This window comes from Maricaulis sp. (assembly GCF_048269565.1).
Lineage (GTDB): Bacteria > Pseudomonadota > Alphaproteobacteria > Caulobacterales > Maricaulaceae > Maricaulis.
On sequence record NZ_JBLXIK010000001.1, the window covers coordinates 167,179 to 190,246 of the forward strand.

Below are 23,068 nucleotides of genomic sequence, written 5' to 3' on the forward strand. Positions count from 1 at the left end.
GTGACAGGCTGACTGCCACGGGCACACAATCTGTATCGCCCTGTCTGGCAAGGCTATTCCGCGCCCGATGACAGGATGGCAGGATGGCAGACAGCGGTTTTGGGTGACAGCCGCGCAACTGCACCATTTCCCCCCAAATCCTTGACAGAACGCCCTGGTCACCGGCATGTCGCGGCAACTCCATTCACGCTCATTGCGGACCTTGAAAACCATGCACGCTTATCGCTCCCATAACTGTGGCCAGCTTCGCCCGAGTGAAGTCGGCCAGACGGCCCGGATTTCCGGCTGGATCCATCGCAAGCGCGATCATGGCGGTCTGCTCTTCATCGATCTGCGCGATCATTACGGCATCACCCAGTGCGTGCTCGAGCCGGAAAGCGAGCATTTCGAGCGGCTGGAGCGTCTGCGCGTCGAGAGCGTCGTCACCATTACCGGCGATGTCGTGGCGCGCGATGCCGAGGCGCTGAACGAAAACCTGCCAACCGGCGGGATTGAAGTGCGGGTGCGCGATCTGGCCGTGCAGTCGGAAGCGGAAGAATTGCCGCTGCCGGTGTTCGGTGAGCCGGACTGGTCGGAAGAGGTTCGCCTCAAGCACCGCTATATCGATCTGCGCCGCGAAAGCCTGCACAAGCGCATCGTGCTGCGCTCGAAGATCATCGACTCGATCCGCCGCCGCATGGTCGATGAGGATTTCGTCGAATACCAGACGCCGATCCTGACGGCCTCCTCGCCGGAAGGCGCGCGCGATTTCCTGGTGCCGTCACGCCTGCATCCGGGCAAGTTCTACGCCCTGCCGCAGGCACCGCAGCAGTTCAAACAGCTGATCATGGTCTCCGGCTTCGATCGCTATTTCCAGATCGCACCCTGTTTCCGCGATGAAGACGCCCGCGCCGACCGCGCGCCGGGCGAATTCTATCAGCTCGATATGGAAATGAGCTTCGCGACCCAGGAAGACGTGTTCAATGTCATCGAGCCGGTGCTCAAGGGCCTGTTCGATGAATTCGCCGATGGCCGCACCGTGCCCAACACCGCCTTCGAGCGCGTCACCTATGCCGATTCCATGGCCTGGTATGGCTCCGACAAGCCGGACCTGCGCAATCCGATCAAGATGAGCGATGTCACCGAGACCTTCCGCGGTTCCGGTTTCAAGGTCTTCGCCGGCATGATCGAGAAGAATCCGAAGATCGCCGTCTGGGCGATCCCGGCCCCGACCGGCGGCAGCCGTGCCTTCTGTGACCGGATGAATTCCTGGGCCCAGAAGGACGGTCAGCCGGGCATGGGCTATATCTTCTGGCGCGAGACCGATGGCGTGCTCGAGGCCGCCGGCCCGATCGCCAAGAATATCGGCGAGGAGCGCACCGAGGCGCTGCGCGTCTCGCTCGATCTCAAGGCCGGCGATGCCGTCTTCTTTGCCGCCGGCGAGCCGAAAGCCTTTGCCAGCTTTGCCGGGCGTGCCCGCGATGTCGTCGGGCAGGAACTCGACCTGTGCGAGAAGAATGTCTTCAAATTCTGCTGGATCGTCGATTTCCCGATGTATGAGTGGGACGAGGACAACAAGAAGATCGACTTCTCGCACAACCCGTTCTCGATGCCGCAAATCTCCGCCGAGGACTTCCTGGCGATCGAGGAAGGCGATGAGGAAACCCTGCTGGGGCTCAAGGCTTTCCAGTATGACATCGTCTGCAACGGCATTGAATTGTCCTCCGGCGCGGTGCGTAACCACCGTCCCGATGTGATGCTGAAGGCCTTCGCCCATGCCGGCTATGATGCCGCGACCGTGGAAGAGGAATTCGGCGGCATGCTCAACGCCTTCCGCTATGGCGCCCCGCCACACGCCGGTATTGCACCGGGCGTCGACCGCATCGTCATGATCCTGGCCGGTGTCGACAATCTGCGCGAAGTCGTGATGTTCCCGAAAGACCAGCAGGCGCGCGATCTGATGATGAATGCGCCGGCCGAGGTCGAGATGCGGCAATTGCGCGAACTGCACATCCGCAATGTGATCCCGGAAGCGAAAAAGACCAGCTAGGGCTTCTGCCTGTGCCAGATGAATTAACGGCCGGAGCTTGGGCTCCGGCCGTTTCTCATTGTGTCGCCTGACCTAGTGGTGCCGTGGCTCCGGCGCGGAGGGGCGTTGCGGGGCATCGCGTGGCGGCACGATCGAGAAATGGCCGTCGTCGCGTCCTTGCAACTCGATCGTGACGGTGTGCTGGCGCTCACGTTCAAGTTCGCGTTCACGCCTGACTTCGGCGCGGGCGCGTTCGGCTTCGGCTCTCGCCAGGGCACGTTCGGTCTCGGCTTCCGCCATCGCTGCGGCGCGGTCCTGCTGAACCCGGCTGATCTCGCGCTCGGCCCGCGCGATATCGCGCAGGGCATTTGCCGAAATGCCGCGCAGGGTTTCTTCATCGAAGCCTTCGCCGTGCCGGGCCGAAATCGTAATGTCGCCGGGCAGGAACTCGACCGTGTGGCCATCATCGGTCTCGAACCGGACCGTCATATTGCTGTCGCCGGCGCGGCTGACGCGCCAGCCGAACCGGTGAGTATCACCGGTTTCGGTAATGGTGCTTGAGCGCCGGCCACAGGCGGGCAAGTCAATCCCGCCGTCGATCCGCGTCGCTTCATCGCCACAGGCGCCGCGCATCGCTTCCTTCGAAAGGCCGGTGATATCGGTGATGACGGCGGCGGTGAAATTGACACCGACCAGGTCGGTTCCGGTGAAATTGACGCCTTCGAGCGCCGCATTCTCGAAATTGACACCGCCCAGATCGGCCCCGGTGAAATTGACGTTTACCAGCACTGCATTCTCGAAACTGGCTCCGCGCAGGTCGGCATCGAGAAAGCTGGCATCCTCGCCGGTGACGTCGGTGAAATTGGCGCCTTGCAGCAATGCCCCGCGGAAATTGGAATCGCTGATGCGGGAGCGGAAGAAGTTGGCCTGGCGCAAGGTCGCGTTCGCAAACACGGCGTCGTCCAGCTCGCTGCCGATAAAGGTGGCGAACATCATCTGGGCGTCGGTGAAATTCACATCGCCCAGATCGGCGTCGGAAAAGTTCACCCGTTCAATCCCGCCGCCGGTAAAGTCGGCGCCGCTCATATCGGTGCGCAGGAAGGTGACGCCGCTCAGGCGGGCATGGGTGATATTGGTGTCGGTGAAATCGGTATCGGTGAAGCGGCTCTCGACGATCGTGGTGCCGCCCATTTCCGAGTCGGAGAAATCCGAGTCGATGAAATTGGCACCGATGAAGATCGCGCCGGCCAGGTTCTTGTCGGAAAAGTCGCAGGACTCGCATTCGCCGCCGATGGCGAGGCCGCGCCGGGGATGATCGTCACCCAGAGCCCAGCCCGGCTGCGTGGAGATCAGCAGGCTCAGCCCGGCGAGGGCGAATATGGTGGCGGGGTTCCGCATGAGTTGATGGATAGAGCAGGATCTCGCTGGTGACGACTTAAATCACAGTAACCCGTACGCAATCCTCGCCCGGGGGGCAGGATGCATCCCGATCTCAGGGCCGGCAGGGGCGAACGCGCAGGCCGGCGGGCAGTTCAGTCGAGGCATCGCCGCAGGCCTGGTTGAGCTGGGTCTGTGTCAGGCCGACCGCGAGGGCCATCTCGGCGCCGGAAATATTGGCGCCGGCCAGGTTGGCACCGCTCAGATCGGCGCCGCCGAAATAGGTGCCGACCAGCACCGCATGGCTCAGGTCGGCATTGCGGAAGGAGGCGCGGCTGAAGCGGGCACCGAACATGTTGGCGACCGAGAGATTGGCATTATCGAACCGGGTCCGGTTCATGGTCGCCAGCGCCAGATTGGCCTGGCGCAGGCGCGAGCCGGACAGGTCGATATCGGGCAGGTCGCGATAGCTGAGCTCGGCCTGGAAGAGGTTGCAGCCCGGGCAGGACTGCCCGGCCTGGACGCGGGCGATCTGTGCCGCATCCTGGGCATTTGCCGCGGCCGAAGCCGACAGAAGAATCGCGATGGCAACCAGAATTCGTTTCATAATGAGGCGCTCCGAGCCTGATACAGGGCCAGATGCAAGCCGCACGCCGTTCTGGTGATCAGTCGGAGGTCCAGTTGCAGGCATCGCATCGGTGGGCATTCTCGCTGTGGACAACGGTGAAATGGCCGCATTCCGGGCAGGGATCGCCGGAATACAGGCTGACATCGCGAATCTTTGAGTCCTGGGAGGCGGGAAGCGTGTCGAGCACTTCGGTCTCGCCTGTCGCGTTGCCGCCGGCCTGGCCGCTGGCGACCTTGCGCGCTGCATTGGCGAACATCACGATATTGTCGGGCACCTGGCCACGGCTGAAGCCTTTGGAGATGAAGCGGGCGGCATCGTGCTGCGCCAGCTTCTCCTCGGCCACGCCCTTGCCAAGCCCGCCCTGGTCGGCGGCGTCCGGCGACAGCTCGGCCAGGTCATCACGGCCGAGATAGGACACACCAAGCTCGCGGAACAGATAGTCCAGGATCGAGGTCGCATGCTGGATCGAGTCATTGCCGGTGACGGCACCGGCCGGCTCGAAGCGGGTGAAGACGAAGGCGTCGACGAATTCCTCCAGCGGCACGCCGTATTGCAGTCCGATCGAGATCGCGATGGCGAAATTATTCATCAGCGAGCGGAAGGCCGCGCCCTCCTTGTGCATGTCGATGAAGATCTCGCCGACCTCGCCATTGTCGAACTCGCCGGTGTGGAGATAGACCTTGTGGCCACCCACCGTGGCTTTCTGGATATAGCCCTTGCGGCGGTCAGGCAGTTTGCGCCGCGCGGCGGGTTGTTCGACCACGCGTTCCACCGTGCGCTCGACGGTGCGCTCGATCACCCGTTCGGCGACCGGTTCGGTGGTGTAATCGCCCTTGTCGAAATCGATGGCCGGCAACAGGTCGAGCAGGCCCGACCGATTGCGTCTCAATACCAGCCGCCGCAGGCCCAGCGCCGTGGCCTGGTCGATAAGGCCCGCGACGTCGTCAATCGTGCTTTCGCCGTCCAGGGCGAGGCGGGTCTCGACGCCGCCATCGATCTGGGCTTCCAGCGCCGCACTCATCTGCAACTGATCCACCGGGGAAGCGGCGCTAAACACCGCGCGCCATTCCAGCGGGAGCCCTGTGGCGTCATCCAGCGTACCACTGCCATGGGCGTGGCGGTCAGCGGCGTCGATTTCAGCTTCGGTGAAACCGAGCGCGCGGGCGAGGGACGGGCCGTTTCGCTCGAGAACATCGGCGGACAGGCCGAGACTGTCGCGGCAAACCCGTTCACCCAGCGTCCAGCGATTGAGGGCGTAGCGCACGGAGGCGCCATCGCCGATCGAATCCTCGATGCGTTCGATCACGGCCTCGGGCAGGCCCATCTCCTGCAGCACCGTGACCGAGATGGCGGGCGCCCCGCGCAGCGTGCCATGGCCGGCGGCGTGGTCTTCGGCGGTTTCGATTTCGGTTGCGCTGGCGCCAAGGCGTTGCAGGCCGGCACGGACGCTGTCACGCAAGCGGTGGCCACCGGCCATGCCGCCATCGGCGATGATAGCAGTCTCGACCGGGGCCGCACCATGGCTGTCATTGTCGAACAGGGCGGAAATCGAGGTGTCCGGCAGGGCGCAGGCCAGAGTCAGGCCGGGGCGCGCCAGGGCTGAACGCGGCGAAAAGCGCGAGGAGGTCCGCTCCAGCTCGGCGGTGAGGGCGGTGAAGGGCGCGGGCAGTGCAGCGCTCTCCAGATCGGGCCCGAGGCCGGGCGCGAGGGCGCCGAGCTCACCACCGGTTTCGCGCAGGCACAGGGTGGCCAGACGCCCGATGGCCGCCACCACCTGCCGTGCTTCGGCACTGCCATAGGCCAAGCCGGCGCCGTTCAACAGGGCGGCGATGCCGGTCAGGTTGAGCGTGCCGGCGGTCTCGGCACTGCGCGGTGCGCTCAGCGTCAGGGCGCAGGACCACAGCCGTACCGCGTCGGCAAACAGGTCGGCGCGGAAACCCGCTCCCGGTTCGAGAAAGGCGGGCAGGTTGATGTGCAATACCGGGCCGCTATTGGCCGGGCAGGCCTTGAACGCCAGGGCGGGAGCGCCGAAGCTCCAGATCGAGCGGGCAAGGTTGTCGCGAAACTCGCGCGCCGGCAGCATGGAGTGACCGGGCGTGCCCTCGGTCCCGAAATGCCAGGGCTCATCGGCGTCTACGGCCTGGCCGAGCGTGGCGGGGATTTGCACTACGCTCTGCGGGTGACGTGCGCCGGGCTGCTGCTGAGTATTGAGCGCATCGGCAGCCAGGCCTTGCCGGGCGAGAGCCAGGGCGCGCTCGACGGTTTCCTCGGCGATGCCGTCACGCAGGGCTGCGCGCATCGCGCGGGCCAGGGCGGCATTGCGGCGTGGATCGAAACATTCCTCACCCTCGCCGGAGCAGCGCAGGCAGGCCTGGCTGATCGCATCGAGGCGGTCGCGCGTGACCCGTGCTCCGACATCAAGCATGCCTTCGCGCGTTGCGGCCTCGGCGACGGCGCGTAATTGCGCCGGTGCCGCGGCACTCCCTGCCTCGATCATGTCGGGCTGGAGTGCTGGTTGAGGCGCGGGAACGGGCAGGCCGTAGGCCCAGTCAATGCCGCCATGGCGGCACAGATCGGCGTCGGGCACGACATAGCGGCCGCGCAGGCTGGCGGCAATTTCCCGGTGGAAAACCGGGGCGTCGTCGGCGCTGTCGAGCCCGCCATGGCGCGCCACCGACCAGGTCAGCGAGCCGGCGATGCGCGAAATGACGGCGTCATAACCGGTCTCCGGTGCCAGCCGGTCGTCTTCGGGCAATTGCGGTGACAGGCCCCCGAACGCCTGCAGGCCCGGACGCGGCCGGGTTGCGGCCGGGCGGGCTTGGTCGAGGAGCTGGGCGAGGCCCAGCGCGGCAGCCGGGCTCCAGTCCTGCGGTACCGTGATGGTCCGCCCGGCGCCTGGCGCGCGCTCGCCATCGGGATCGCCACTGGCATCGGCTTCGCGCTGCACAAAGGCGTAGCGGTCACCGGCGGCGGCGAGGGCCTCGGCGAAGCGATGATTGAGTTTCATGATCCCACCTTTTTGCCCCCGAATCGCCCGGGGTTAACGAAAGTCTAACGCCGATGTCGTCCTGTCAGAAGCCCGCAGTGTTCAGGACTGGACCCGGACACGATGCGGAGGCATATACGGGGGAATTCCTCGCCCTGACCGACTCGGAGCCGCGCACCATGCTGGGTTTTATCTCCAAGATTTTCGTTTGGTGGAATGATGCCACGCCGGGCACCTTGCTGACGCTGTCGCGCCGGGGTGCAAAAAAGGTCGGCGAAGATGATTACGGCAATCGCTATTTCGAAGAGAGCGGCGTGACCGGCCCGGACGGCAACAAGCGCCGTTGGGTGACCTACAAGGGCTATGCCGACGCATCGCGCGTGCCGTCCGATTGGCATGGCTGGCTGCACCACACATTCGATCTGCCACCGACCGAAGCGCCGCTGCACCGCCAGAGCTGGGAAAAGGACCACCATCCCAATCTGACCGGCACGGTCTATGCCTACCGTCCGACCGGCAGCCTGGCCCTGCACGAAAAGCGTCAAGCCTCGGCGGCCGACTACGAAGCCTGGTCACCGGAATCGAACTAATCGCCTGTGGGGCGAACCGCCTCGACAGCGCCATAATCCACGGGCAGTTTCGAGCCATGAAGCGTTTTCTTGCCACTCTTGCCACTCTCGTCATCGCCGCCTGCCTGCCGCTGGGCCTGCAGGCGCAGGATGCGACGTCCGATGTCGGATCCAGCCTGCGCGGTGATGATCCTGACACCCGGCCGAACCAGGAATTGTCGAGTCCTCCGGGCTCGGTCGTGGTCCTGCGCGGCCTCGACAAGGTGACGGCGCGCACGCGCGATTTCGAAGTTGCGATTGGCGAGAGCGTCGAGTTCGGCGCCCTGACGATCACGGCCCAGTATTGCCGCAAGCGCCCGCCGGAAGAGACGCCGGAAACCTATGCCTTCCTGCAGGTCATTGATCGCCGGACCGATGGTTTCGGCGTCGATATTGCCGGAGAGATGGTGTTTTCAGGCTGGATGTTCGCTTCACGCCCGGCGCAAAACCCGCTCGAGCACGCGATCTATGATGTCTGGGTGCTCGACTGCAGGGCCTGAGCCCCGCTGACGCTTTCCGGCATCGCGAAAAAGTCCGCATCGAGATCCAGCGCCGAGCGCAGGCGCGTCCGGTAGGCATCGCGGGCAATCGTGCGGGCGCCGAAGCTTTCCAGATGATCGGTTGTGAACTGGGTGTCGAGCAGCTGATAGCCGCCCGTGTTGAGGCGTGCGATCAGGTGAACCAGCGCCACCTTGCTGGCATCGCGCCGCACCGAGAACATGCTTTCCCCGAAAAAGGCACCGCCAAGCGAGACGCCATACAGGCCGCCGGCCAGTTCGCCATCGGCCCAGCACTCGACACTGTGGGCATGACCCTTGCGGTGCAGCTGGGTGTAGAGGCCGAAAATGCCGGCATTGATCCAGGTTTCCTCGCGGCCCGGTGCGGCCTGTGAACAGCCGGCGACCACGGCCTCGAAACAGCGATTGATACTGACCTCGAACACGTCCTGGCGCACCGTGCGCCGTAGCCGGCGCGGCACGTGGAACTCATCAAGCGGCAGGATGCCGCGTTCGTCGGGGTCGAGCAGATAGATGCGTGGATCGTCGCGGCCCTCGGCCATCGGGAAGACGCCGCGCGCATAGCAATCGAGTAGTTCTGTCGACCCGAAACCGCGCATGACGTCCCTGTCCCGTTAAACCTCGCGGCTGGCCAGCCATTCCTCGAGCCAGCGGATATGGTAATCGCCATTCACGAATTCCGGCTCCTCAAGCAGGTTGAGGAAGATCGGAATCGAGGTCTCGATACCGCCGACGACCATTTCTTCTAGCGAGCGGCGCAGCCGCAGCAGCGCCTCGGCGCGGGTGCGGCCATGCACGATCAGCTTGCCGATCAGGCTGTCATAATAGGGCGGCACGGAATAGCCGGTATAAAGCGCTGAATCGAGGCGCACGCCGAGACCGCCGGGGGCGTGGAAGTCGGTGATCTTGCCCGGCGAGGGCGCGAAAGTGCGGGGGTTTTCCGCATTGATCCGGCACTCGATGGCATGGCCTTCAAAGGTGATGTCTTCCTGGCGGATATCGAGATGGGCGCCATCGGCGACGCGGATCTGCTCGCGCACCAGATCAATGCCGGTGATCATTTCGGTCACCGGGTGTTCGACCTGCAGGCGGGTATTCATTTCGATGAAGTAGAATTCGCCATTCTCGTAGAGGAATTCGATCGTGCCGACACCGCGATAGCCGATCACCTCGATCGCCTTGCGCACGGTCTCGCCGATCGTGGCGCGTTCCTCGGCGGTCAGGGCCGGCGAGGGCGCCTCTTCGAGGATTTTCTGGTGCCGGCGCTGCAGGGAACAATCGCGCTCGCCCAGATGCACCACATTGCCGTGCATGTCGGCCAGGACCTGGATCTCGATATGGCGCGGCCGGCCAAGATATTTTTCCAGATAGATGGTGCCGTCGCCGAAGGCGGCCGCGGCTTCCGCCGAGGCGGTTTCCATGGCTTCCTGCAGCTTCTGTTCGTTCTCCGCGACCTTCATGCCGCGCCCGCCACCGCCGGACGCCGCCTTGACCAGCACCGGATAGCCGATGCCCGAGGCGATTTCCTTGGCTTCCTTGATGTCGGAAACACCGCCTTCAGAGCCGGGAACGACCGGAATACCGGCCTCCATCACGGCCTTCTTGGCGGTGATCTTGTCGCCCATCATGCGGATATGCGCTGCCGTCGGCCCGATAAAGGTCAGGTCATGAGCCTCGACGATTTCGGCGAAACGGGCATTCTCCGACAGGAAGCCATAACCGGGATGGATCGCCTGGGCGCCGGTGACCTCGGCGGCCGCAATGATCGCGGGCACGTTGAGATAGCTCTTGGCCGCCGAGGCCGGGCCGACACAGACGCTTTCATCGGCGAGGCGCACATGCATGGCATTGGCGTCGGCTTCCGAATGGATCGCGACGGTGCGAATGCCCATTTCACGGCACGCCCGGTGAATGCGAAGGGCGATTTCGCCGCGATTGGCGATCAGGATTTTGTCGAACATGTTTGGCGCCCGGAAAAAGGGGTGAGCGTTAGATCAGGATGAAGAGCGGCTCGCCGTATTCGACCGGCTGGCCTTCTTCGACGAGGATTTCCGAGATCTTGCCTGGCTTGTCCGCCACGATCGGGTTGAAGGTCTTCATCGCTTCGATCAGCAGGATGGTGTCACCCTTTTTGACCGTATCGCCGACCTTGACGAAATTGTCCGCATCCGGATTCGGCTTGAGATAGGCAGTTCCGACCATCGGGGAATTGACGACGCCCGGATGGGCGCTGAGATCGCCTTCGCCGGCAACCGGGCCCGGCGTCTCGACGGCGAAGCCGGCGGCAGCAGGCGCGGCAGCGGCCGGCGCTGCGACGGCTTGCACCACCTGGGCGGCCTGCAGCTGGCGGGCGATGCGCAGGCGAAGATCACCGCGCTCAACTTCAATTTCCGACAGATCGGTCTCGCGCAGGATATCGGCGAGCTCGCGCACGATTTCAGGGTCGATGGGCGAACGGCTTCGGGTCTCAGAACTCATGATGTGGGCCTTTTGGATCCGTCAGTGATTCAGGCAATGCAGGGCAGCGTCGATGCCCAGCAGATAACTTGCCAGACCAAGTCCGGTAATACTGCCCCTGGCAGCAGAGGCGACGAAGGAATGATGCCGGAATGTTTCCCGGGCGGCGGTCTGGCTCAGATGAACTTCAATAACCGGGGGTTCTATCGCGCGAACCGCATCATGCAAAGCCACAGATGTATGTGTGTAGGCACCCGGGTTGAAGATCACTGCACAGGCATTGACGTTTGCGTCATGCAGCCAGTCGACCAGCACGCCTTCATGATTGGACTGGCGGAACTCGATGCTCTGGCCGCGCTTGCCCGCATGGGCGCTGCAGGCCGCGGCGATGTCGTCGAGCGTCATCGCGCCGTAGATTTCCGGCTCACGGGTGCCCAGCAGATTCAGGTTCGGCCCGTTGAGAATGTAGATCGGTTTGGTCATGGCCTTGCCTTACAGCCCGCATCAGTTCTACGACGTCAGCCATTGAACACACAAGCGGGGTGAGTGGAAGCCGTGTTGCAGCTGACAGTCAATGGCGAGGCCCGGAGTATCGCGCCGGGCAGCCGTGTCGCCGACCTGGTGCGTGAGCTGGGCCTTGACGGGCGCAAGATCGCCGTCGAACGCAATCTGGAGATCGTGCCGCGCTCGCGCTATCCGCTCGACGAACTGGCGCAGGACGACCGAATCGAAATCGTGGCCTTTGTGGGCGGTGGATAAATGGAAGACGGATCAATCATGACGCAGGCCCTGCAGGACAAACCGCTGGTGGTCGCCGGCCGCACACTCTCATCGCGCCTGATCATCGGCACCGGCAAATATGCCAGCTATGAGCAGAATGCCCGCGCCCTGGAAGCCTCCGGCGCCGAGATGATCACCGTCGCCATCCGGCGCGTGAACCTGTCCAATCCCGACGAGCCGCGCCTGGTCGATTTCATTGATCCGAAGGACTATATCTTCCTGCCCAATACGGCGGGCTGTTTCACCGGCGAGGATGCCGTGCGCACCCTGCGCCTGGCCCGCGAGGCCGGTGGCTGGAACCTGGTGAAGCTGGAAGTTCTGTCCGATCCCAAACATCTCTATCCCGACATGGTCGAGACGCTGCGCGCCGCCGAGCTGCTGATCAAGGACGGCTTCGACGTCATGGTCTATTGCTCGGACGATCCGGTGTTCGCGAAGAAGCTCGAGGAGATCGGCTGCTGCGCCATCATGCCGCTCGGCGCCCCGATCGGTTCCGGCCTGGGGATTCAGAATCCGGTCAATATCCGTCTGATCATCGAGCAATCTTCGGTGCCCGTCATCGTCGATGCCGGTGTCGGCACGGCGTCGGACGCGACCGTGGCGATGGAGCTGGGCTGCGATGGCGTGCTGATGAACACTGCCATCGCCGAAGCCAAGGACCCGGTCCTGATGGCCTCCGCCATGAAGCATGCCGTCATTGCCGGCCGGCAATCCTATCTCGCCGGCCGCATGCCCAAGAAGCGCTATGCCGATCCGTCCAGCCCGCTGTCCGGTCTGATCTGAGGCGCCTCTAGCCGCCGAGACCGGTCTGCAGCGCCGCTTCCAGTGCCAGCTGGTTGGCGCCGGCGACAACGACACCATCGACGATGAAGAAGGGCGTGCCCGAGACGTCGAGCTCTTGGCCGAGGGCGCGCACATCGAGGATGTGGTTCATGATGGATTCGTCTTCCATGTCGGCCCGCATGCGGGCGACATCGACGCCTGCGAGGGCGGCGAGCTGGTCAATCCGCTCGGTTGGCAACGGGCCGGAGGCATTGATCATCGAGCGGTGAAACAGCTCATAGATTTCCGGACCCTGATTGAGCGCCGCCAGGGCTGCGCGCGAGGCCTCGAGTGAATCGGGGCCCAGGATCGGGTATTCCTTGAAGATGAACTGGACGCGGTCACCATAGCGCTCATTGACATCGCTCACCCATTCATTGGCGACGCGGCAATAGGAGCACTTATAGTCCATGAACTCGACGATGGTGACGTCCGGCTCGGTGCCGCCGAAGCGCGGGTCGCGCTCATCACCATAAATGGCGTCCGTATTGCGCTCGATGGCGGCATAGATATCTTCCATCTCCCGCGCCTGGGCGCGCCGCTGCAATTCGATCAGCGCTTCCTCGATGATTTCGGGATGTTCGAGGATGTAGGCGCGCACAATCTCGCCGACCTCTTCGCGCGAGCGCTCATTGAGTTGGGCATCGGCAGGGGCCTGCTGGCACCCGAACATGAAAGTGGCGGCGGCGATGATCGCGAACTGGCGCAGCATGGGACAAATCCTTTTTCTCGTCCCGGCTTGTCTAGCCGAGAGCGGCCGCCGGCACGAGGGGCGGGCTGCAGAATGCAGGACTCAGGCGATCACGAAAACGCCATCGATCTCGACGGCGGCACCGAGCGGCAGCACCGGGCAGGACACGGCCGAGCGGGCATGACGGCCGGCATCGCCAAACACGGCGACCATCAGGTCGGAACAGCCATTGATCACTTTGGGGATATCGGTGAAGCCCGGCGCCGCAGCGACGAAGCCGCCCAGCTTGACGACGCGCTTCAGTCGCGACAGGTCGCCGCCGCACGCCGCCTTGAGCTGGGCGATCAGATTGATCGCACACAGCCGCGCCGCCGCCTGGCCGGCCTCGACATCCATGTCCAGGCCGAGCGTGCCCTTTACCAGCCCGTCGGGCCCCATCGAGACCTGGCCGGAGACATAGACCTGATCGCCGGTGCGCACGAAGGGCACGTAATTGGCGACCGGTGCGGCCGGGTCGGGCAGGGTGATGCCCAGTTCAGTGAGGCGGGTTTCGAAGGCGGACATGGGAACTCCCTTGGTTTTCCGGCGCGAGATTAGCGGCGTATCGGCGTCATGCAACAGGCATGACTTGACTTGACGCGCGCGTCATCCGGCATGGTGGGTGCATGAACCCGATCATCCATGAAACCGAGCACAGATTCGACGCCCGCGACGGCTATTCGCTCGCCGGGCTCATCATCGCGCCGCCGGCGCCCAAAGCCGCGGTGCTGATCTCCTCGGGCACCGGATTTCCCAAGGAGCTTTATCGCCGCATCGCCCGGCAGGGCGCGGCGATGGGCTATGCCTGCCTGCTGTATGACTATCGCGGCATTGGCGGATCCGCGCCGTCACAGATGAAGGGATTTGCGGCCGATATCGTCGATTGGGGCCGGCTGGACTTTTCCGCCGCACTCGATGAGGCGCAGGCGCTGGCGCCGCACGGGCCGGTCTTCACGCTGGGCCATTCGGTTGGCGGTCATCTGCCCGGCTTCGCCGACAATGCCTTGCTGCCCGCCGCCCATGCCTTCGTGTGCACGAGTACCGGCTATTGGCGCGCGCATGAGCCCAGCTACCGTCCCAGTGCCCTGTTCTTCTGGCTCGCCTATGGCCCCGCCTGTCTGGCGCTGAAGGGCCATATTCCCTCCGGCGGGCTGTGGAGCGGTACGGCCCTGCCGCGCGGCGTGTTCGAGCAATGGCGCGACTGGGCCTTCAAACCGCGCTATTTCGGCGATTTCCTGCACGAGCTGGGGCCGCACGCCTTCGACCGCATCACCGCACCGATCACCGACTGGACCTTCGCCGATGACACGCTGGCCAGCCAGCGCGCGGCCGAGGATCTGATGGCGCTCTATACGGCGGCCGACAAACGCCTGTTGCGGCTGGCCCCGGCGGAAGTCGGCGCCGAGAGCATCGGGCATTTCGGGGCCTTCAAACAGGCAGCGGCCGGCTTCTGGCCGCGTCCGTTCAGCTGGTTTGACGAAGTGGCGGCCGGTCTCACTCCGGGCGGACCGGCTTCGGACGCGGCTTCAACGCCCGTCCCTTGACCACGGCATCGCCGCCGAACCTGGTCCGCGCCTGGTCCATGGCGCGTTCGGCGGTGGCACGGCGCAGGGCATTCGGGTCGAGCAGATCGCCGCTATCGCCGAGATGGGGCTGCAGTCCGGAAAACCCGATGCCGATCAGGCGATAGCGCGTGCCGTCGGCTTCCGGTTTCAGCAATTCGCGCCCGACCTTGAACAGGGTGTCCGCCAGCTGGCTCGGCTCGTTGAGGGTGCGCCGCCGGGTGCGGCTGCGAAAGTCGGCGCTCTTCAGCTTCAGCGTGATCACTGAGCCGGAAATCGCCTTGGCCTTCATCTGGTCGGCGACCTTGATGCATTGGCGCCAGAGCTGATCCTCCAGCGTTTTCAACTCGCTGATATCGGCATTGAAGGTCGTTTCCGAGGAGACGCTCTTGCGTTCGCTTTCGGGCTCGACCTTGCGATCATCCTCGCCGCGCGCCAGCCGCGCCAGACGATAGCCGAAATCGCCATAGCGCTTGGCCATCTCGCTGTCGCTATGGCGGCGGATATCATTGAGCGTACGCAGGCCATCGCGCTCCAGCTTCGCCGCAAAGGCCGGGCCGACGCCATAGATCGAGCGCACCGGCCGTGGCCCGAGAAAATCCATCGCTTCAGCCTCGCCGATCACCGCGAAGCCGTCGGGCTTGTCGAGATCAGAGGCGGTCTTGGCGAGGAATTTGTTGAAGGACAGGCCGACCGAGACCGTGATCCCGACCTCGTCGTGGATCCGGCGCTGCAACCGCAGCAGGGTCAACACCGGCGGCGCGCCATGCAGACGCGTGGTGCCGGTCAGGTCGAGAAAGGCCTCATCGATCGAGAGCGGTTCCACCAGCGGTGTCACATCGCGCATCATCTCGCGAATCCGCCCGCCCTCGCGGGAATATTTGGCGTGGTCGCCGCTGATCACCACCGCATCGGGGCAGGCTTTCAGCGCCTTGAACATCGGCATCGCCGAATGCACGCCATACATGCGCGCGACATAGCAACAGGTCGAGACGACGCCGCGCTGGCGGCCGCCGATAATCACGGGCTTGTCGGCGAGTTCGGGATTGTCGCGCTTCTCGACGGCGGCATAAAAGGCGTCGCAATCGATATGGGCGATGGAGAGCGTGCCGATTTCCTCATGGAAGAGATGCCGGTGCGAGCCGCAGGCCGGGCAGGCATCAACCGGCCTGGGCAGGGCCGTCAGGCAGACGCGGCAATAGCCCGGGCCACTCATTTCGCCGCCGCCGGCCACAGCCAGGCCGCGCCGCGCACGCCGGAGCTGTCGCCATGGCGATGCGTGACGATGCGGGTTTGCACGATGTCGGAGAACAGGAAATCAGGCAGGCGCGCAGCTACACGGTCAGCCAGGCCGGGCGCATTGGAAACGCCGCCGCCGAGAACAACCACATCGGCATCGATGATGTTGAGCACGCTGGCAATACCGCGCGCGAGCCGGTCGCTGTGCAGGGCGATACTGTGGCGGGCGGCAGCAACGCCCGCTTCGGCGGCGGCAAAGATCGCGGCGGCATCGAGATCGCCGCCCTCGCGGCTGGCATGGTCGCGCGCCAGTCCCGGCCCGGAAAGCCAGGTTTCGTGGCATCCGGTCTGGCCACACCAGCAACGGGCAGCCGGTTGATCTGATTCGTTTGGCCAGGGCAGCGGGTTGTGACCCCATTCGCCGGCGATTCCCTGGGTGCCGCGCAGCAATTTGCCATCAATGGCGATGCCGCCGCCGACCCCGGTCCCCAGGATGATTCCGAACACGATATGGGCAGCTTCGCCGGCGCCATCGACGGCCTCGGAGAGGGTGAAGCAATCGGCATCATTGGCCAGCCGCACCGGGCGGTCGAGTGTGGCCTCGATGTCGCGGGCGAAGGGGTGGCCATTAAGCCAGGTCGAATTGGCGTTGCGCATCAAGCCCGTGGCCGGGCTGATCGAGCCGGGATGGCCGATTCCGACCGGACAGTCCCGGCCATGTTCGCGCTCGATGGCCGTCACCAGCTCGCCGATCGCGCCAAGGCAGTCGCGATAGGTCTGCGGGGCCGGTACGCGCAGGCGTTCGACGATGGTGCCGCGGGCGTCCATGGCGATGGCCTCGATTTTTGTGCCGCCCAGGTCGATGCCGATTCGAATCATGCTTTCGCCGCTTTCTCCTGCCGATATACTGGCGAATTCGGAATTTGTTCTTATCTTGTTCTTTCGGGCGACGAAAGTGGTCGCTGACTCATTGTTGGTTAAGGAAGATCGGGTTTAGTGCGGATGGGGTTCAACAGGCGCGTTATAAGCGCTCAAACAACGGGAAGCGCGTCATCGACATGCTGCAGGTCATGCCCAAAAAGGTGCTGATTGTCGAAGACAACGAGTTGAACATGAAGCTGTTCAACGATCTGCTCGAGGCTCATGGCTATGAGACCTTGCAGACCAAGGACGGATTCAAGGCCATGGAAATGGCGCGCGAGCACGTGCCCGATCTCATCCTGATGGATATTCAGTTGCCGGAGGTTTCCGGGCTTGAAGTCACCAAATGGCTGAAGGATGATAAGACGCTTTGCTCCATCCCGATCGTGGCAGTCACAGCGTTCGCGATGAAGGGGGATGAGGAGCGGATTCGCCAGGGAGGCTGCGAGGCCTATCTCTCGAAACCGATCACGGTCACCACCTTTATCGAGACTGTTCGCCAGTTTCTCGACTAGGGGGGAGACGCGATGAGCGCACGAATCCTGGTTGTCGACGATCAACCCGCCAATGTCCGCCTGCTCGAGGCCAAGCTGCAGGCCGAGTATTTCGATGTCTGCACCGCGGTTGACGGCTTCGCCGTCATCGAGGTCGCCAAGGCCGAACAACCCGATCTGATCCTGCTCGACGTCATGATGCCCGGCATGGACGGCTATGAGACCTGCCGCCTGCTCAAGGACGAACCGCGCACCCGGCATATTCCGGTCGTCATGGTAACCGCGCTCGATCAGCGCGATGACCGGATTCGCGGCCTGGAATCAGGCGCCGATGATTTCCTGACCAAGCCAATCGACGATGTCACCCTGTTTGCCCGCGTGCGCAGCCTGTTGCGGCTGAAGGCCGTGCTCGATGAATTGCGCCATCGCGAATGCAGCGATGCCCTCAGCCATGTCATGGCCGAGCCGATCGGCGAGGGCGAATCCGTGTCCCAGGCTGTAGTCATCAGTGCCGATGCGCGCGCCGCCACCCGCTATGCGGCCGCGATGCCGGCCCAGGTCCGCACCCAGGTCGAGACCAATCCGGTCAAGGGGATCGAGGCGGCTCGCGGCCAGGTGGACCTGCTGGTTATTGATCTGACCTCGCCGGGCTTTGACGGTCTGCGCCTGTGTGCCCGGATACGGTCGGATGCGGCAACCCGGCAATTGCCGATCATTGCGGTCGTCAATCCAGGCGATGTTGCAACAGCGGTACGGGCGCTCGACCTGGGAGTGAATGATATCATTCACCGGCCGGTCGATGCCGGCGAGATGATGGCGCGTGCGACGACGCAGTTGCGGCGCAAGCGCTATGCCGACCGTCTGCGCAATCAGCTCGATGAGAGCCTGGAAATGGCGATTACCGATCCGCTGACCGGTCTGCACAATCGCCGCTATATCGCCTCGCGTCTGCACCAGGCGATCGAGAGTTCCAATCATGGTGGTGCCCCGGTTTCGCTGCTGATCGCCGATATCGATCATTTCAAGAGCATCAATGACCGTTTCGGACATGAGGGCGGCGATTACGTGCTGCGCGGCTTTGCCGAGCGCTTGTTGCGCGATCTGCGCGCGCTCGATCTGGCCGCCCGTTATGGCGGTGAGGAATTCGTGATCGTCATGCCCGGCGCCGGGCTGGCCGAGGCCAGGGCCGCCTCCGAGCGGTTGCGGGCCTCGATTGCGTCCGAACCCTTCCGGGTCGGCGACGGCCAGACCACCCCGGTGACCGTCAGCATCGGTTGTGCCCAGGCGATGGCAGGCGAGACTGCGGAATCACTGCTGCGCCGCGCCGATGAAGCGCTCTACATCGCCAAGGGCGAGGGACGCAATCGTGTCGAGGCGGCGCCCGCTGCGGCCTGATCCGGCGCATTCCATCAGCTTTTCAGGGCATTTCGTGTCAGGTAGGTCGCGAACATACGAAGAAGGCCGCAGCTTGCGCTGCGGCCTGATCTACGTTCGGCAAGTGAAACGGACGAGCCGTCTTACTTGATCTTGCCTTCTTTGAATTCGACGTGCTTGCGGGCAACCGGGTCGTACTTTTTCAGCACGAGCTTCTCGGTCATGGTGCGCGCGTTCTTCTTGGTCACGTAGAAATAACCCGTGTCAGCCGTGGAGTTCAGGCGGATCTTGATGGTTGTAGGTTTCGCCATGTCTCGGTCGTCCTGATGCTACGCGCGTGTCCGGCCCCATGCCGTCGCGAGAGCGCGCGAACATACGCAAGGCGCAGCAGGTGTCAACTCCTGCGCGCCGCTTTCCGATGCGTTGCGATCAGGAAGAGCAGATAGGCCCCGGCGGTCAGCGCGAGGATGACCAGAAGTCCCGAGGGGCCGAGCCCGTCCATGGCCACACCGGCGGCCGGCGGCGAGACCAGTGAGCCCAGCCCGTAGGCGAAGATGAAGGCGGCATTGGCTGCCGCGATCCGTCCGCCGGTAAAGCGCTCGCCCAACAGCGACAGGCCGACCGTATACAGGCCGCTGGCGATGCCGGACTGGATGAAGAGAATCGGGATCAGCAGGCCCAGGCGGGCCCCGGCCAATCCGATCAGGACCGGACCCAGCGTTGCGACCAGGGCGATGGCGAGCAGCGTGCTGCGGCGCCCGGTCCGGTCGGCAATCCAGCCGAGCGGGATCTGGAACACCAGCACGCCCATTGCCACCGCCAGCACCATCATGCCGATCGAGACCGGATCAAGCGCGATCCGGTCGCCATAGACCGGAAGCATCGAGAAGGTCACGGTTTCGATCGCACCGAAGACCAGGCCCGCGAGGATGGCCGCAGGCGCCGATTTCGCAGCGGCGATGATCGCGGTCATCGAGGCATCCTCGCGGGCCGGGGCGAGCGCCTGTGGGCTGTTCAGCAGCGCCACGGGCGCGATGCCGAGCAGGAAAACGCCGCTGGCGAGGAAAAAGGGCAGATGGCCGGCGGTGCCGAAGGCGGCGAACATCAGCCCGCCAATCCCGAAACCACCGGCCAGGGCCGTGCCATAGACGCCGAGCATGAAGGCGCGGCGCTGCGGCGTGACGATCTGGTTGATCCAGGTTTCGGAGATGACGAAGACTACGGTGATGAAACAGCCGACCGCAAAGCGCAGGATGAACCAGGGCGTCACCGCAGGCATCAGCGGGAAAAGCGCAAACAGGGCCGCGGCCGCGATCAGCACGCCGATCAACAGGATACGGGCCGGCGCCAGCGCCATCAGGCGCGGCACCAGGGGCGCCATGACCAGCGTCGACAGGGCGAGGGCTGCACCATTGATCCCGACCACAAGGCCGGAGCCGGTCATGTGCTCGAGCCGCAGGGAGATCAGCGGCATGGAAAGACCGAACACGATACCGCACACGCCGGCACAGCTGATCGCGGCGAGCAGGGCGCGGTTATTGGCAAATTGCGGAGCGGTCAGAAATGCAAACATGGCCGAGCTATAAGCAGCGCCGCGACCGGCGTCAGTGCCTGTCTGCAGGTCGGCGCATCACAAAGGCTCGACCGACATCTTGCCACGGACATCACGGATCCAGCGGGTCGGCTGCGGCGAGGGTGGCAGGACGCGTTCCAGCTCATCGAGCACGAAATGCGTCACGATGGGCAGGTCCAGCGTGCGGGTCTGCGCCAGCGGCACCCATTGCACATCCTCGAGTTCATCGCTCGGCTTGGCCGGTCGGTCATCGCACAGCGCGCTGGCATTGGCTGTGAAGAACCAGGTGTCGAAACGCCGCGAACGGCCCGGTGGCGTCACGGCGCGGGTGATCAGGCGCAGGCCGGACAGGTCGGGCACAACGCCGGAGGCGCGGAAGGGGGCCCAGTTGTTATGCCGTGACCGGATCGAGCCCTCGCGGGCGATCAGCAGGCCGGTTTCTTCCGCGGTTTCGCGTACGGCCGCCATCGCGGCGGCGCGGGCCCGGCGTTCGGGCAGCACACGGGTCATGGTCGCGAACACGTCCTCGGCCAGGTCACTGGCCACAGGCGCCGTCAGATCAGCGCGATCGACGCGGCCACCCGGGAAGACGTATTTGTTGGGCATGAAGACATGGCGGGCCGAGCGGCGTCCCATCAGGACTTCGGTCTTGCCGCGCTCGCCGCGCGTCAGGATCAGTGAGGCGGCCAGGCGGGGGCGCAGGGCCTTGACGGCCGGTTTGCGGGTCTCGTCATTCACCGTCGCTTGCCCTTCTTCCAGGGGCGGCCACCTGTGCGGCCACCGGTCGGCGCCCCGCGGCCCGTGCCGCGCTTGGGACGCGGGCCGGGTTCGGCATCGGTCACCATGTCCAGCAGCAGGCCGCCGGTGATCGGGGTCGCTTCCTCGATGCGCACGGTGACGAGCATGCCGAGGCGATAGCGGCCGCCGGTCTGCTCGCCGATCAGGGCGTGAGCGCGTTCATCATGGACGAAGCGTTCCTCGCCAAGCCGGCTGATCGGCACCAGCCCGTCAGCCCCGGTTTCTGCAAGGCGGACGAAGGCGCCAAAGCGTGTCACGCCGGTAATTCGGCCCGGAAACTCGCCGCCGACATGATCGGCCAGATACAGGGCCACGAAACGGTCGACGGCATCACGTTCGGCGGCCATGGCGCGCCGTTCCGAACGGGTGATGTCTTCGGCAATCGAGTTCAGCCGGCTGCGTTCCTCGTCGCTCTGTCCGTCATCGCCCAGATTGAGGGCGCGGATCAGGGCGCGGTGAACCGTGAGGTCGGCATAGCGCCGGATCGGCGAGGTGAAGTGGGCATAGCGTTGCAGATGCAGGCCGAAATGGCCCTGATTGACCGTGTGATAGACCGCCTGTGACTGGCTGCGCAGCACGACTTCATTCACCGTCTCATAATGCTCACTGCCCTTGGCCTGTTTGAGCAGATGGTTGAAGCGGCTGGTCGAGATCTTGTCGCCGCGCGTCCATTTCAGACCGACATTGGGCAGGTAATCCGCCAGCGCCTCGATCTTCTCGCGCGACGGTTCCTCGTGCACCCGGTAGATCAGCGGTACGCGCTTTTCCTCGAGGGTTTCCGCCGCACAGACATTCGCCTGGATCATGCATTCCTCGATCAGGCGGTGGGCATCGAAACGCTCGCGCAGTTCGATCCCGGTCACCTGGCCGTCAGGGCCGACCCGGACACGCCTCTCGGGCGAATCGATCTCGAGCGGTTCGCGTTTGGCGCGCGCCAGGCACAGGGCAGCGTAGGCGTCCCAGAGCGGCCGCAGCACGGTGTCGAGCAGGGCATTCGCCTTGGCGTCGCCCTTGCCGTCAATCGCCGCCTGGGCGTCGTTATAGGAGAGCTTTGCGGCCGACTTCATCCAGCCACGCAGGAATTTGTGGCGCTTCTTGTTGCCATGGCGATCGAACACCATGCGCACGGCGAGGCAGGGGCGTTCCTCGCCCTCGCGCAGCGAGCACAGGTCATTGGACAGGCGCTCGGGCAGCATCGGCACGACGCGGTCGGGCAGATAGACCGAATTGCCGCGCTTGAAGGCGCCGCGATCCAGCTCGCTGCCGGGCGTGACATAGGCGGCGACATCGGCGATTGCGACCATCACCACCCAACCGCCCTCATTCTTCGCATCGGTATCGGCGGCGGCCCAGACGGCATCGTCATGGTCCTTGGCGTCTTCAGGGTCGATTGTCAGCAGGGGCAGGGCGCGCAAATCCTCGCGGCCCTTCAGTCCGGCCGCGGCGACGGTGTCGGCCTCGCGCATTTCCTTGTCGGAAAAGCCCATCGGCACGCCATGGGAATGCAGCGCAATGACGCTGCCGGCGCCGGGGGAATCCACATCGCCGAGCACTTCCAGAATGGTGGCTGTTTTCAGCCCGTTGCGGCGTTCCTTGGCGAGTTCGCACAATACCAGATCGCCATCATTGGCCTTGTCGGATTCGCCCTTGGCCGGCACCAGTTCATGCCGCGAGCGGCGATCAACCGGGATCAGGCGGTAGGGGCCCCTGGCCGGTTTGCGCAGGACGCACAGGATCTTCTGCACCGAATGGCCGAGCTTGCGGATCAGGCGCGCTTCATAGCCGCCTTCATCGTCCGGGGTCAGGCGCACCAGTGCCTTGTCACCGACTCCAAGCGCGGCATCGCCGCGTCCGCCGGCGCCTTCACCGGGCGCGAGCCGGATCAGCGGGGTGTTGCCGTCGGCGCGGGGCGGCTGGGCCAGCAATTCTCCATCGATATCGCGACCGGTGATCTCGACAACGCAGACCGGCGGCAATTCGCCGGCCAGGGCGTAATTGCGCTGTTCATCACGGCGGATCACACCTTCGGCCTCGAGACCGCCCAGGGCCTGCCTGAGCAGGCTTTTCTGTTGGCCTGTCTTGAGGCCCAGAGCGCGAGCCAGGCCGCGCTTGTCGAGGGCGCCGGCGCCGCGCCTGATGGCGTCGATCAGGGATTCCCGGCTGAAGCCGGAGGGTTTTTCGTTCTCGCTCACC

General features: G+C 64.5%; 23 protein-coding genes. 8 read left to right on the forward strand and 15 right to left on the reverse strand.

Annotated elements, in window-relative coordinates; translation table 11 throughout:
* Positions 1-211: 211 nt before the first annotated feature.
* Positions 212-2,029 (forward strand): aspartate--tRNA ligase, encoded by a 1,818-nt coding sequence (aspS, locus tag ACN0YL_RS00855; protein ID WP_417496718.1) that lies wholly within the window; start codon positions 212-214, stop codon positions 2,027-2,029.
* Between the two features lie 72 nt (positions 2,030-2,101).
* Here the strand turns inward: aspS and ACN0YL_RS00860 are convergent, their stop codons facing one another.
* The 3 genes from ACN0YL_RS00860 to ACN0YL_RS00870 form a co-directional block, all read right to left on the reverse strand.
* Positions 2,102-3,406, reverse strand: coding sequence for a pentapeptide repeat-containing protein (locus ACN0YL_RS00860; RefSeq protein ID WP_417496719.1), 1,305 nt, complete (start codon positions 3,404-3,406; stop codon positions 2,102-2,104).
* 94 nt (positions 3,407-3,500) lie between these two features.
* The gene (locus ACN0YL_RS00865) at positions 3,501-3,992 is read right to left on the reverse strand and encodes a pentapeptide repeat-containing protein (RefSeq protein WP_417470189.1); all 492 of its coding nucleotides are present in this window, start codon (positions 3,990-3,992) and stop codon (positions 3,501-3,503) included.
* Positions 3,993-4,050: 58 nt separating this feature from the next.
* On the reverse strand, positions 4,051-7,020 hold the full coding sequence (locus ACN0YL_RS00870) for a hypothetical protein (protein ID WP_417496720.1): 2,970 nt from the start codon (positions 7,018-7,020) through the stop codon (positions 4,051-4,053).
* A gap of 158 nt (positions 7,021-7,178) precedes the next feature.
* Here ACN0YL_RS00870 and ACN0YL_RS00875 point away from each other — a divergent pair, with 158 nt between their 5' ends.
* Both ACN0YL_RS00875 and ACN0YL_RS00880 read left to right on the forward strand, forming a co-directional pair.
* A complete protein-coding gene (locus ACN0YL_RS00875; RefSeq protein ID WP_417492363.1) occupies positions 7,179-7,589 on the forward strand; it encodes an NADH:ubiquinone oxidoreductase subunit NDUFA12 in 411 nt (136 codons plus the stop codon).
* A gap of 56 nt (positions 7,590-7,645) precedes the next feature.
* Positions 7,646-8,107: a DUF2155 domain-containing protein gene (locus ACN0YL_RS00880; protein WP_417496721.1), complete on the forward strand. Its 462-nt coding sequence runs from the start codon at positions 7,646-7,648 to the stop codon at positions 8,105-8,107.
* On the opposite strand, the gene aat is transcribed toward ACN0YL_RS00880, so the two are convergent.
* Genes aat through aroQ form a run of 4 tightly spaced genes read right to left on the reverse strand, consistent with a single transcriptional unit; the run spans position 8,074 to position 11,065 of the window.
* Positions 8,074-8,724, reverse strand: a complete 651-nt coding sequence (gene aat, locus ACN0YL_RS00885; protein ID WP_417496722.1) for a leucyl/phenylalanyl-tRNA--protein transferase — start codon at positions 8,722-8,724, stop codon at positions 8,074-8,076. The two genes, ACN0YL_RS00880 and aat, sit on opposite strands and share 34 nt — an antisense overlap.
* A 15-nt stretch (positions 8,725-8,739) precedes the next feature.
* Entirely contained in the window at positions 8,740-10,086 is a 1,347-nt protein-coding gene (gene accC, locus ACN0YL_RS00890; protein WP_417492366.1) for an acetyl-CoA carboxylase biotin carboxylase subunit, read from the reverse strand.
* A 28-nt stretch (positions 10,087-10,114) separates the two neighbouring features.
* Positions 10,115-10,603 (reverse strand): acetyl-CoA carboxylase biotin carboxyl carrier protein, encoded by a 489-nt coding sequence (gene accB / locus ACN0YL_RS00895; protein ID WP_417492367.1) that lies wholly within the window; start codon positions 10,601-10,603, stop codon positions 10,115-10,117.
* A 21-nt stretch (positions 10,604-10,624) separates the two neighbouring features.
* Complete coding sequence (aroQ, locus tag ACN0YL_RS00900) at positions 10,625-11,065, reverse strand: type II 3-dehydroquinate dehydratase (RefSeq protein ID WP_417470176.1); 441 nt, start codon at positions 11,063-11,065, stop codon at positions 10,625-10,627.
* Positions 11,066-11,140: 75 nt separating this feature from the next.
* Here aroQ and thiS point away from each other — a divergent pair, with 75 nt between their 5' ends.
* Both thiS and ACN0YL_RS00910 read left to right on the forward strand, forming a co-directional pair.
* A complete protein-coding gene (gene thiS, locus ACN0YL_RS00905) occupies positions 11,141-11,341 on the forward strand; it encodes a sulfur carrier protein ThiS (protein WP_417492416.1) in 201 nt (66 codons plus the stop codon).
* Positions 11,342-12,145, forward strand: coding sequence for a thiazole synthase (locus ACN0YL_RS00910; RefSeq protein WP_417470174.1), 804 nt, complete (start codon positions 11,342-11,344; stop codon positions 12,143-12,145). It abuts the gene before it with no gap.
* Positions 12,146-12,152: 7 nt separating this feature from the next.
* Here the strand turns inward: ACN0YL_RS00910 and ACN0YL_RS00915 are convergent, their stop codons facing one another.
* Positions 12,153-12,896, reverse strand: coding sequence for a DsbA family protein (locus tag ACN0YL_RS00915; RefSeq protein WP_417492369.1), 744 nt, complete (start codon positions 12,894-12,896; stop codon positions 12,153-12,155).
* Positions 12,897-12,977: 81 nt separating this feature from the next.
* Entirely contained in the window at positions 12,978-13,439 is a 462-nt protein-coding gene (locus ACN0YL_RS00920) for a RidA family protein (RefSeq protein ID WP_417496723.1), read from the reverse strand.
* A 101-nt stretch (positions 13,440-13,540) separates the two neighbouring features.
* Here ACN0YL_RS00920 and ACN0YL_RS00925 point away from each other — a divergent pair, with 101 nt between their 5' ends.
* A complete protein-coding gene (locus tag ACN0YL_RS00925) occupies positions 13,541-14,458 on the forward strand; it encodes a serine aminopeptidase domain-containing protein (protein ID WP_417496724.1) in 918 nt (305 codons plus the stop codon).
* On the opposite strand, the gene ACN0YL_RS00930 is transcribed toward ACN0YL_RS00925, so the two are convergent.
* Both ACN0YL_RS00930 and ACN0YL_RS00935 read right to left on the reverse strand, forming a co-directional pair.
* A complete protein-coding gene (locus tag ACN0YL_RS00930) occupies positions 14,409-15,692 on the reverse strand; it encodes a DNA polymerase IV (protein WP_417496725.1) in 1,284 nt (427 codons plus the stop codon). The two genes, ACN0YL_RS00925 and ACN0YL_RS00930, sit on opposite strands and share 50 nt — an antisense overlap.
* Positions 15,689-16,594 carry an ROK family protein gene (locus tag ACN0YL_RS00935; RefSeq protein ID WP_417496726.1) on the reverse strand — a complete coding sequence of 302 codons (906 nt, stop codon included), beginning with the start codon at positions 16,592-16,594 and terminating at the stop codon, positions 15,689-15,691. Before ACN0YL_RS00935 ends, ACN0YL_RS00930 begins: the two co-directional genes overlap by 4 nt.
* A gap of 191 nt (positions 16,595-16,785) precedes the next feature.
* Between ACN0YL_RS00935 and ACN0YL_RS00940 the strand changes: the two genes are divergently transcribed.
* A complete protein-coding gene (locus ACN0YL_RS00940; RefSeq protein WP_417496727.1) occupies positions 16,786-17,151 on the forward strand; it encodes a response regulator in 366 nt (121 codons plus the stop codon).
* 12 nt (positions 17,152-17,163) lie between these two features.
* Positions 17,164-18,525, forward strand: coding sequence for a PleD family two-component system response regulator (locus ACN0YL_RS00945; protein ID WP_417496728.1), 1,362 nt, complete (start codon positions 17,164-17,166; stop codon positions 18,523-18,525).
* A 122-nt stretch (positions 18,526-18,647) separates the two neighbouring features.
* Here the strand turns inward: ACN0YL_RS00945 and rpmG are convergent, their stop codons facing one another.
* The 4 genes from rpmG to rnr all read right to left on the reverse strand — a co-directional run bounded on the left by rpmG (position 18,648) and on the right by rnr (position 23,067).
* The gene (rpmG, locus tag ACN0YL_RS00950) at positions 18,648-18,815 is read right to left on the reverse strand and encodes a 50S ribosomal protein L33 (protein WP_417470159.1); all 168 of its coding nucleotides are present in this window, start codon (positions 18,813-18,815) and stop codon (positions 18,648-18,650) included.
* Positions 18,816-18,898: 83 nt separating this feature from the next.
* Positions 18,899-20,077, reverse strand: a complete 1,179-nt coding sequence (locus ACN0YL_RS00955) for an MFS transporter (protein ID WP_417496729.1) — start codon at positions 20,075-20,077, stop codon at positions 18,899-18,901.
* 57 nt (positions 20,078-20,134) lie between these two features.
* Positions 20,135-20,815: an NUDIX hydrolase gene (locus ACN0YL_RS00960; RefSeq protein ID WP_417496730.1), complete on the reverse strand. Its 681-nt coding sequence runs from the start codon at positions 20,813-20,815 to the stop codon at positions 20,135-20,137.
* Complete coding sequence (gene rnr, locus ACN0YL_RS00965; protein ID WP_417496731.1) at positions 20,812-23,067, reverse strand: ribonuclease R; 2,256 nt, start codon at positions 23,065-23,067, stop codon at positions 20,812-20,814. The genes ACN0YL_RS00960 and rnr overlap by 4 nt, the downstream gene beginning before the upstream one ends.
* Position 23,068: the final 1 nt, after the last annotated feature.

Excerpts from the sequence above, each read along its gene's own strand:
- aspS (WP_417496718.1), top strand. The coding sequence starts at position 212 with ATGCACGCTTATCGCTCCCATAACTGTGGCCAGCTTCGCCCGAGTGAA.
- ACN0YL_RS00860 (WP_417496719.1), bottom strand. The coding sequence starts at position 3,406 with ATGCGGAACCCCGCCACCATATTCGCCCTCGCCGGGCTGAGCCTGCTG.
- ACN0YL_RS00865 (WP_417470189.1), bottom strand. The coding sequence starts at position 3,992 with ATGAAACGAATTCTGGTTGCCATCGCGATTCTTCTGTCGGCTTCGGCC.
- ACN0YL_RS00870 (WP_417496720.1), bottom strand. The coding sequence starts at position 7,020 with ATGAAACTCAATCATCGCTTCGCCGAGGCCCTCGCCGCCGCCGGTGAC.
- ACN0YL_RS00875 (WP_417492363.1), top strand. The coding sequence starts at position 7,179 with ATGCTGGGTTTTATCTCCAAGATTTTCGTTTGGTGGAATGATGCCACG.
- ACN0YL_RS00880 (WP_417496721.1), top strand. The coding sequence starts at position 7,646 with ATGAAGCGTTTTCTTGCCACTCTTGCCACTCTCGTCATCGCCGCCTGC.
- aat (WP_417496722.1), bottom strand. The coding sequence starts at position 8,724 with ATGCGCGGTTTCGGGTCGACAGAACTACTCGATTGCTATGCGCGCGGC.
- accC (WP_417492366.1), bottom strand. The coding sequence starts at position 10,086 with ATGTTCGACAAAATCCTGATCGCCAATCGCGGCGAAATCGCCCTTCGC.
- accB (WP_417492367.1), bottom strand. The coding sequence starts at position 10,603 with ATGAGTTCTGAGACCCGAAGCCGTTCGCCCATCGACCCTGAAATCGTG.
- aroQ (WP_417470176.1), bottom strand. The coding sequence starts at position 11,065 with ATGACCAAACCGATCTACATTCTCAACGGGCCGAACCTGAATCTGCTG.
- ACN0YL_RS00910 (WP_417470174.1), top strand. The coding sequence starts at position 11,342 with ATGGAAGACGGATCAATCATGACGCAGGCCCTGCAGGACAAACCGCTG.
- ACN0YL_RS00915 (WP_417492369.1), bottom strand. The coding sequence starts at position 12,896 with ATGCTGCGCCAGTTCGCGATCATCGCCGCCGCCACTTTCATGTTCGGG.
- ACN0YL_RS00920 (WP_417496723.1), bottom strand. The coding sequence starts at position 13,439 with ATGTCCGCCTTCGAAACCCGCCTCACTGAACTGGGCATCACCCTGCCC.
- ACN0YL_RS00925 (WP_417496724.1), top strand. The coding sequence starts at position 13,541 with ATGAACCCGATCATCCATGAAACCGAGCACAGATTCGACGCCCGCGAC.
- ACN0YL_RS00930 (WP_417496725.1), bottom strand. The coding sequence starts at position 15,692 with ATGAGTGGCCCGGGCTATTGCCGCGTCTGCCTGACGGCCCTGCCCAGG.
- ACN0YL_RS00935 (WP_417496726.1), bottom strand. The coding sequence starts at position 16,594 with ATGATTCGAATCGGCATCGACCTGGGCGGCACAAAAATCGAGGCCATC.
- ACN0YL_RS00940 (WP_417496727.1), top strand. The coding sequence starts at position 16,786 with ATGCCCAAAAAGGTGCTGATTGTCGAAGACAACGAGTTGAACATGAAG.
- ACN0YL_RS00945 (WP_417496728.1), top strand. The coding sequence starts at position 17,164 with ATGAGCGCACGAATCCTGGTTGTCGACGATCAACCCGCCAATGTCCGC.
- rpmG (WP_417470159.1), bottom strand. The coding sequence starts at position 18,815 with ATGGCGAAACCTACAACCATCAAGATCCGCCTGAACTCCACGGCTGAC.
- ACN0YL_RS00955 (WP_417496729.1), bottom strand. The coding sequence starts at position 20,077 with ATGTTTGCATTTCTGACCGCTCCGCAATTTGCCAATAACCGCGCCCTG.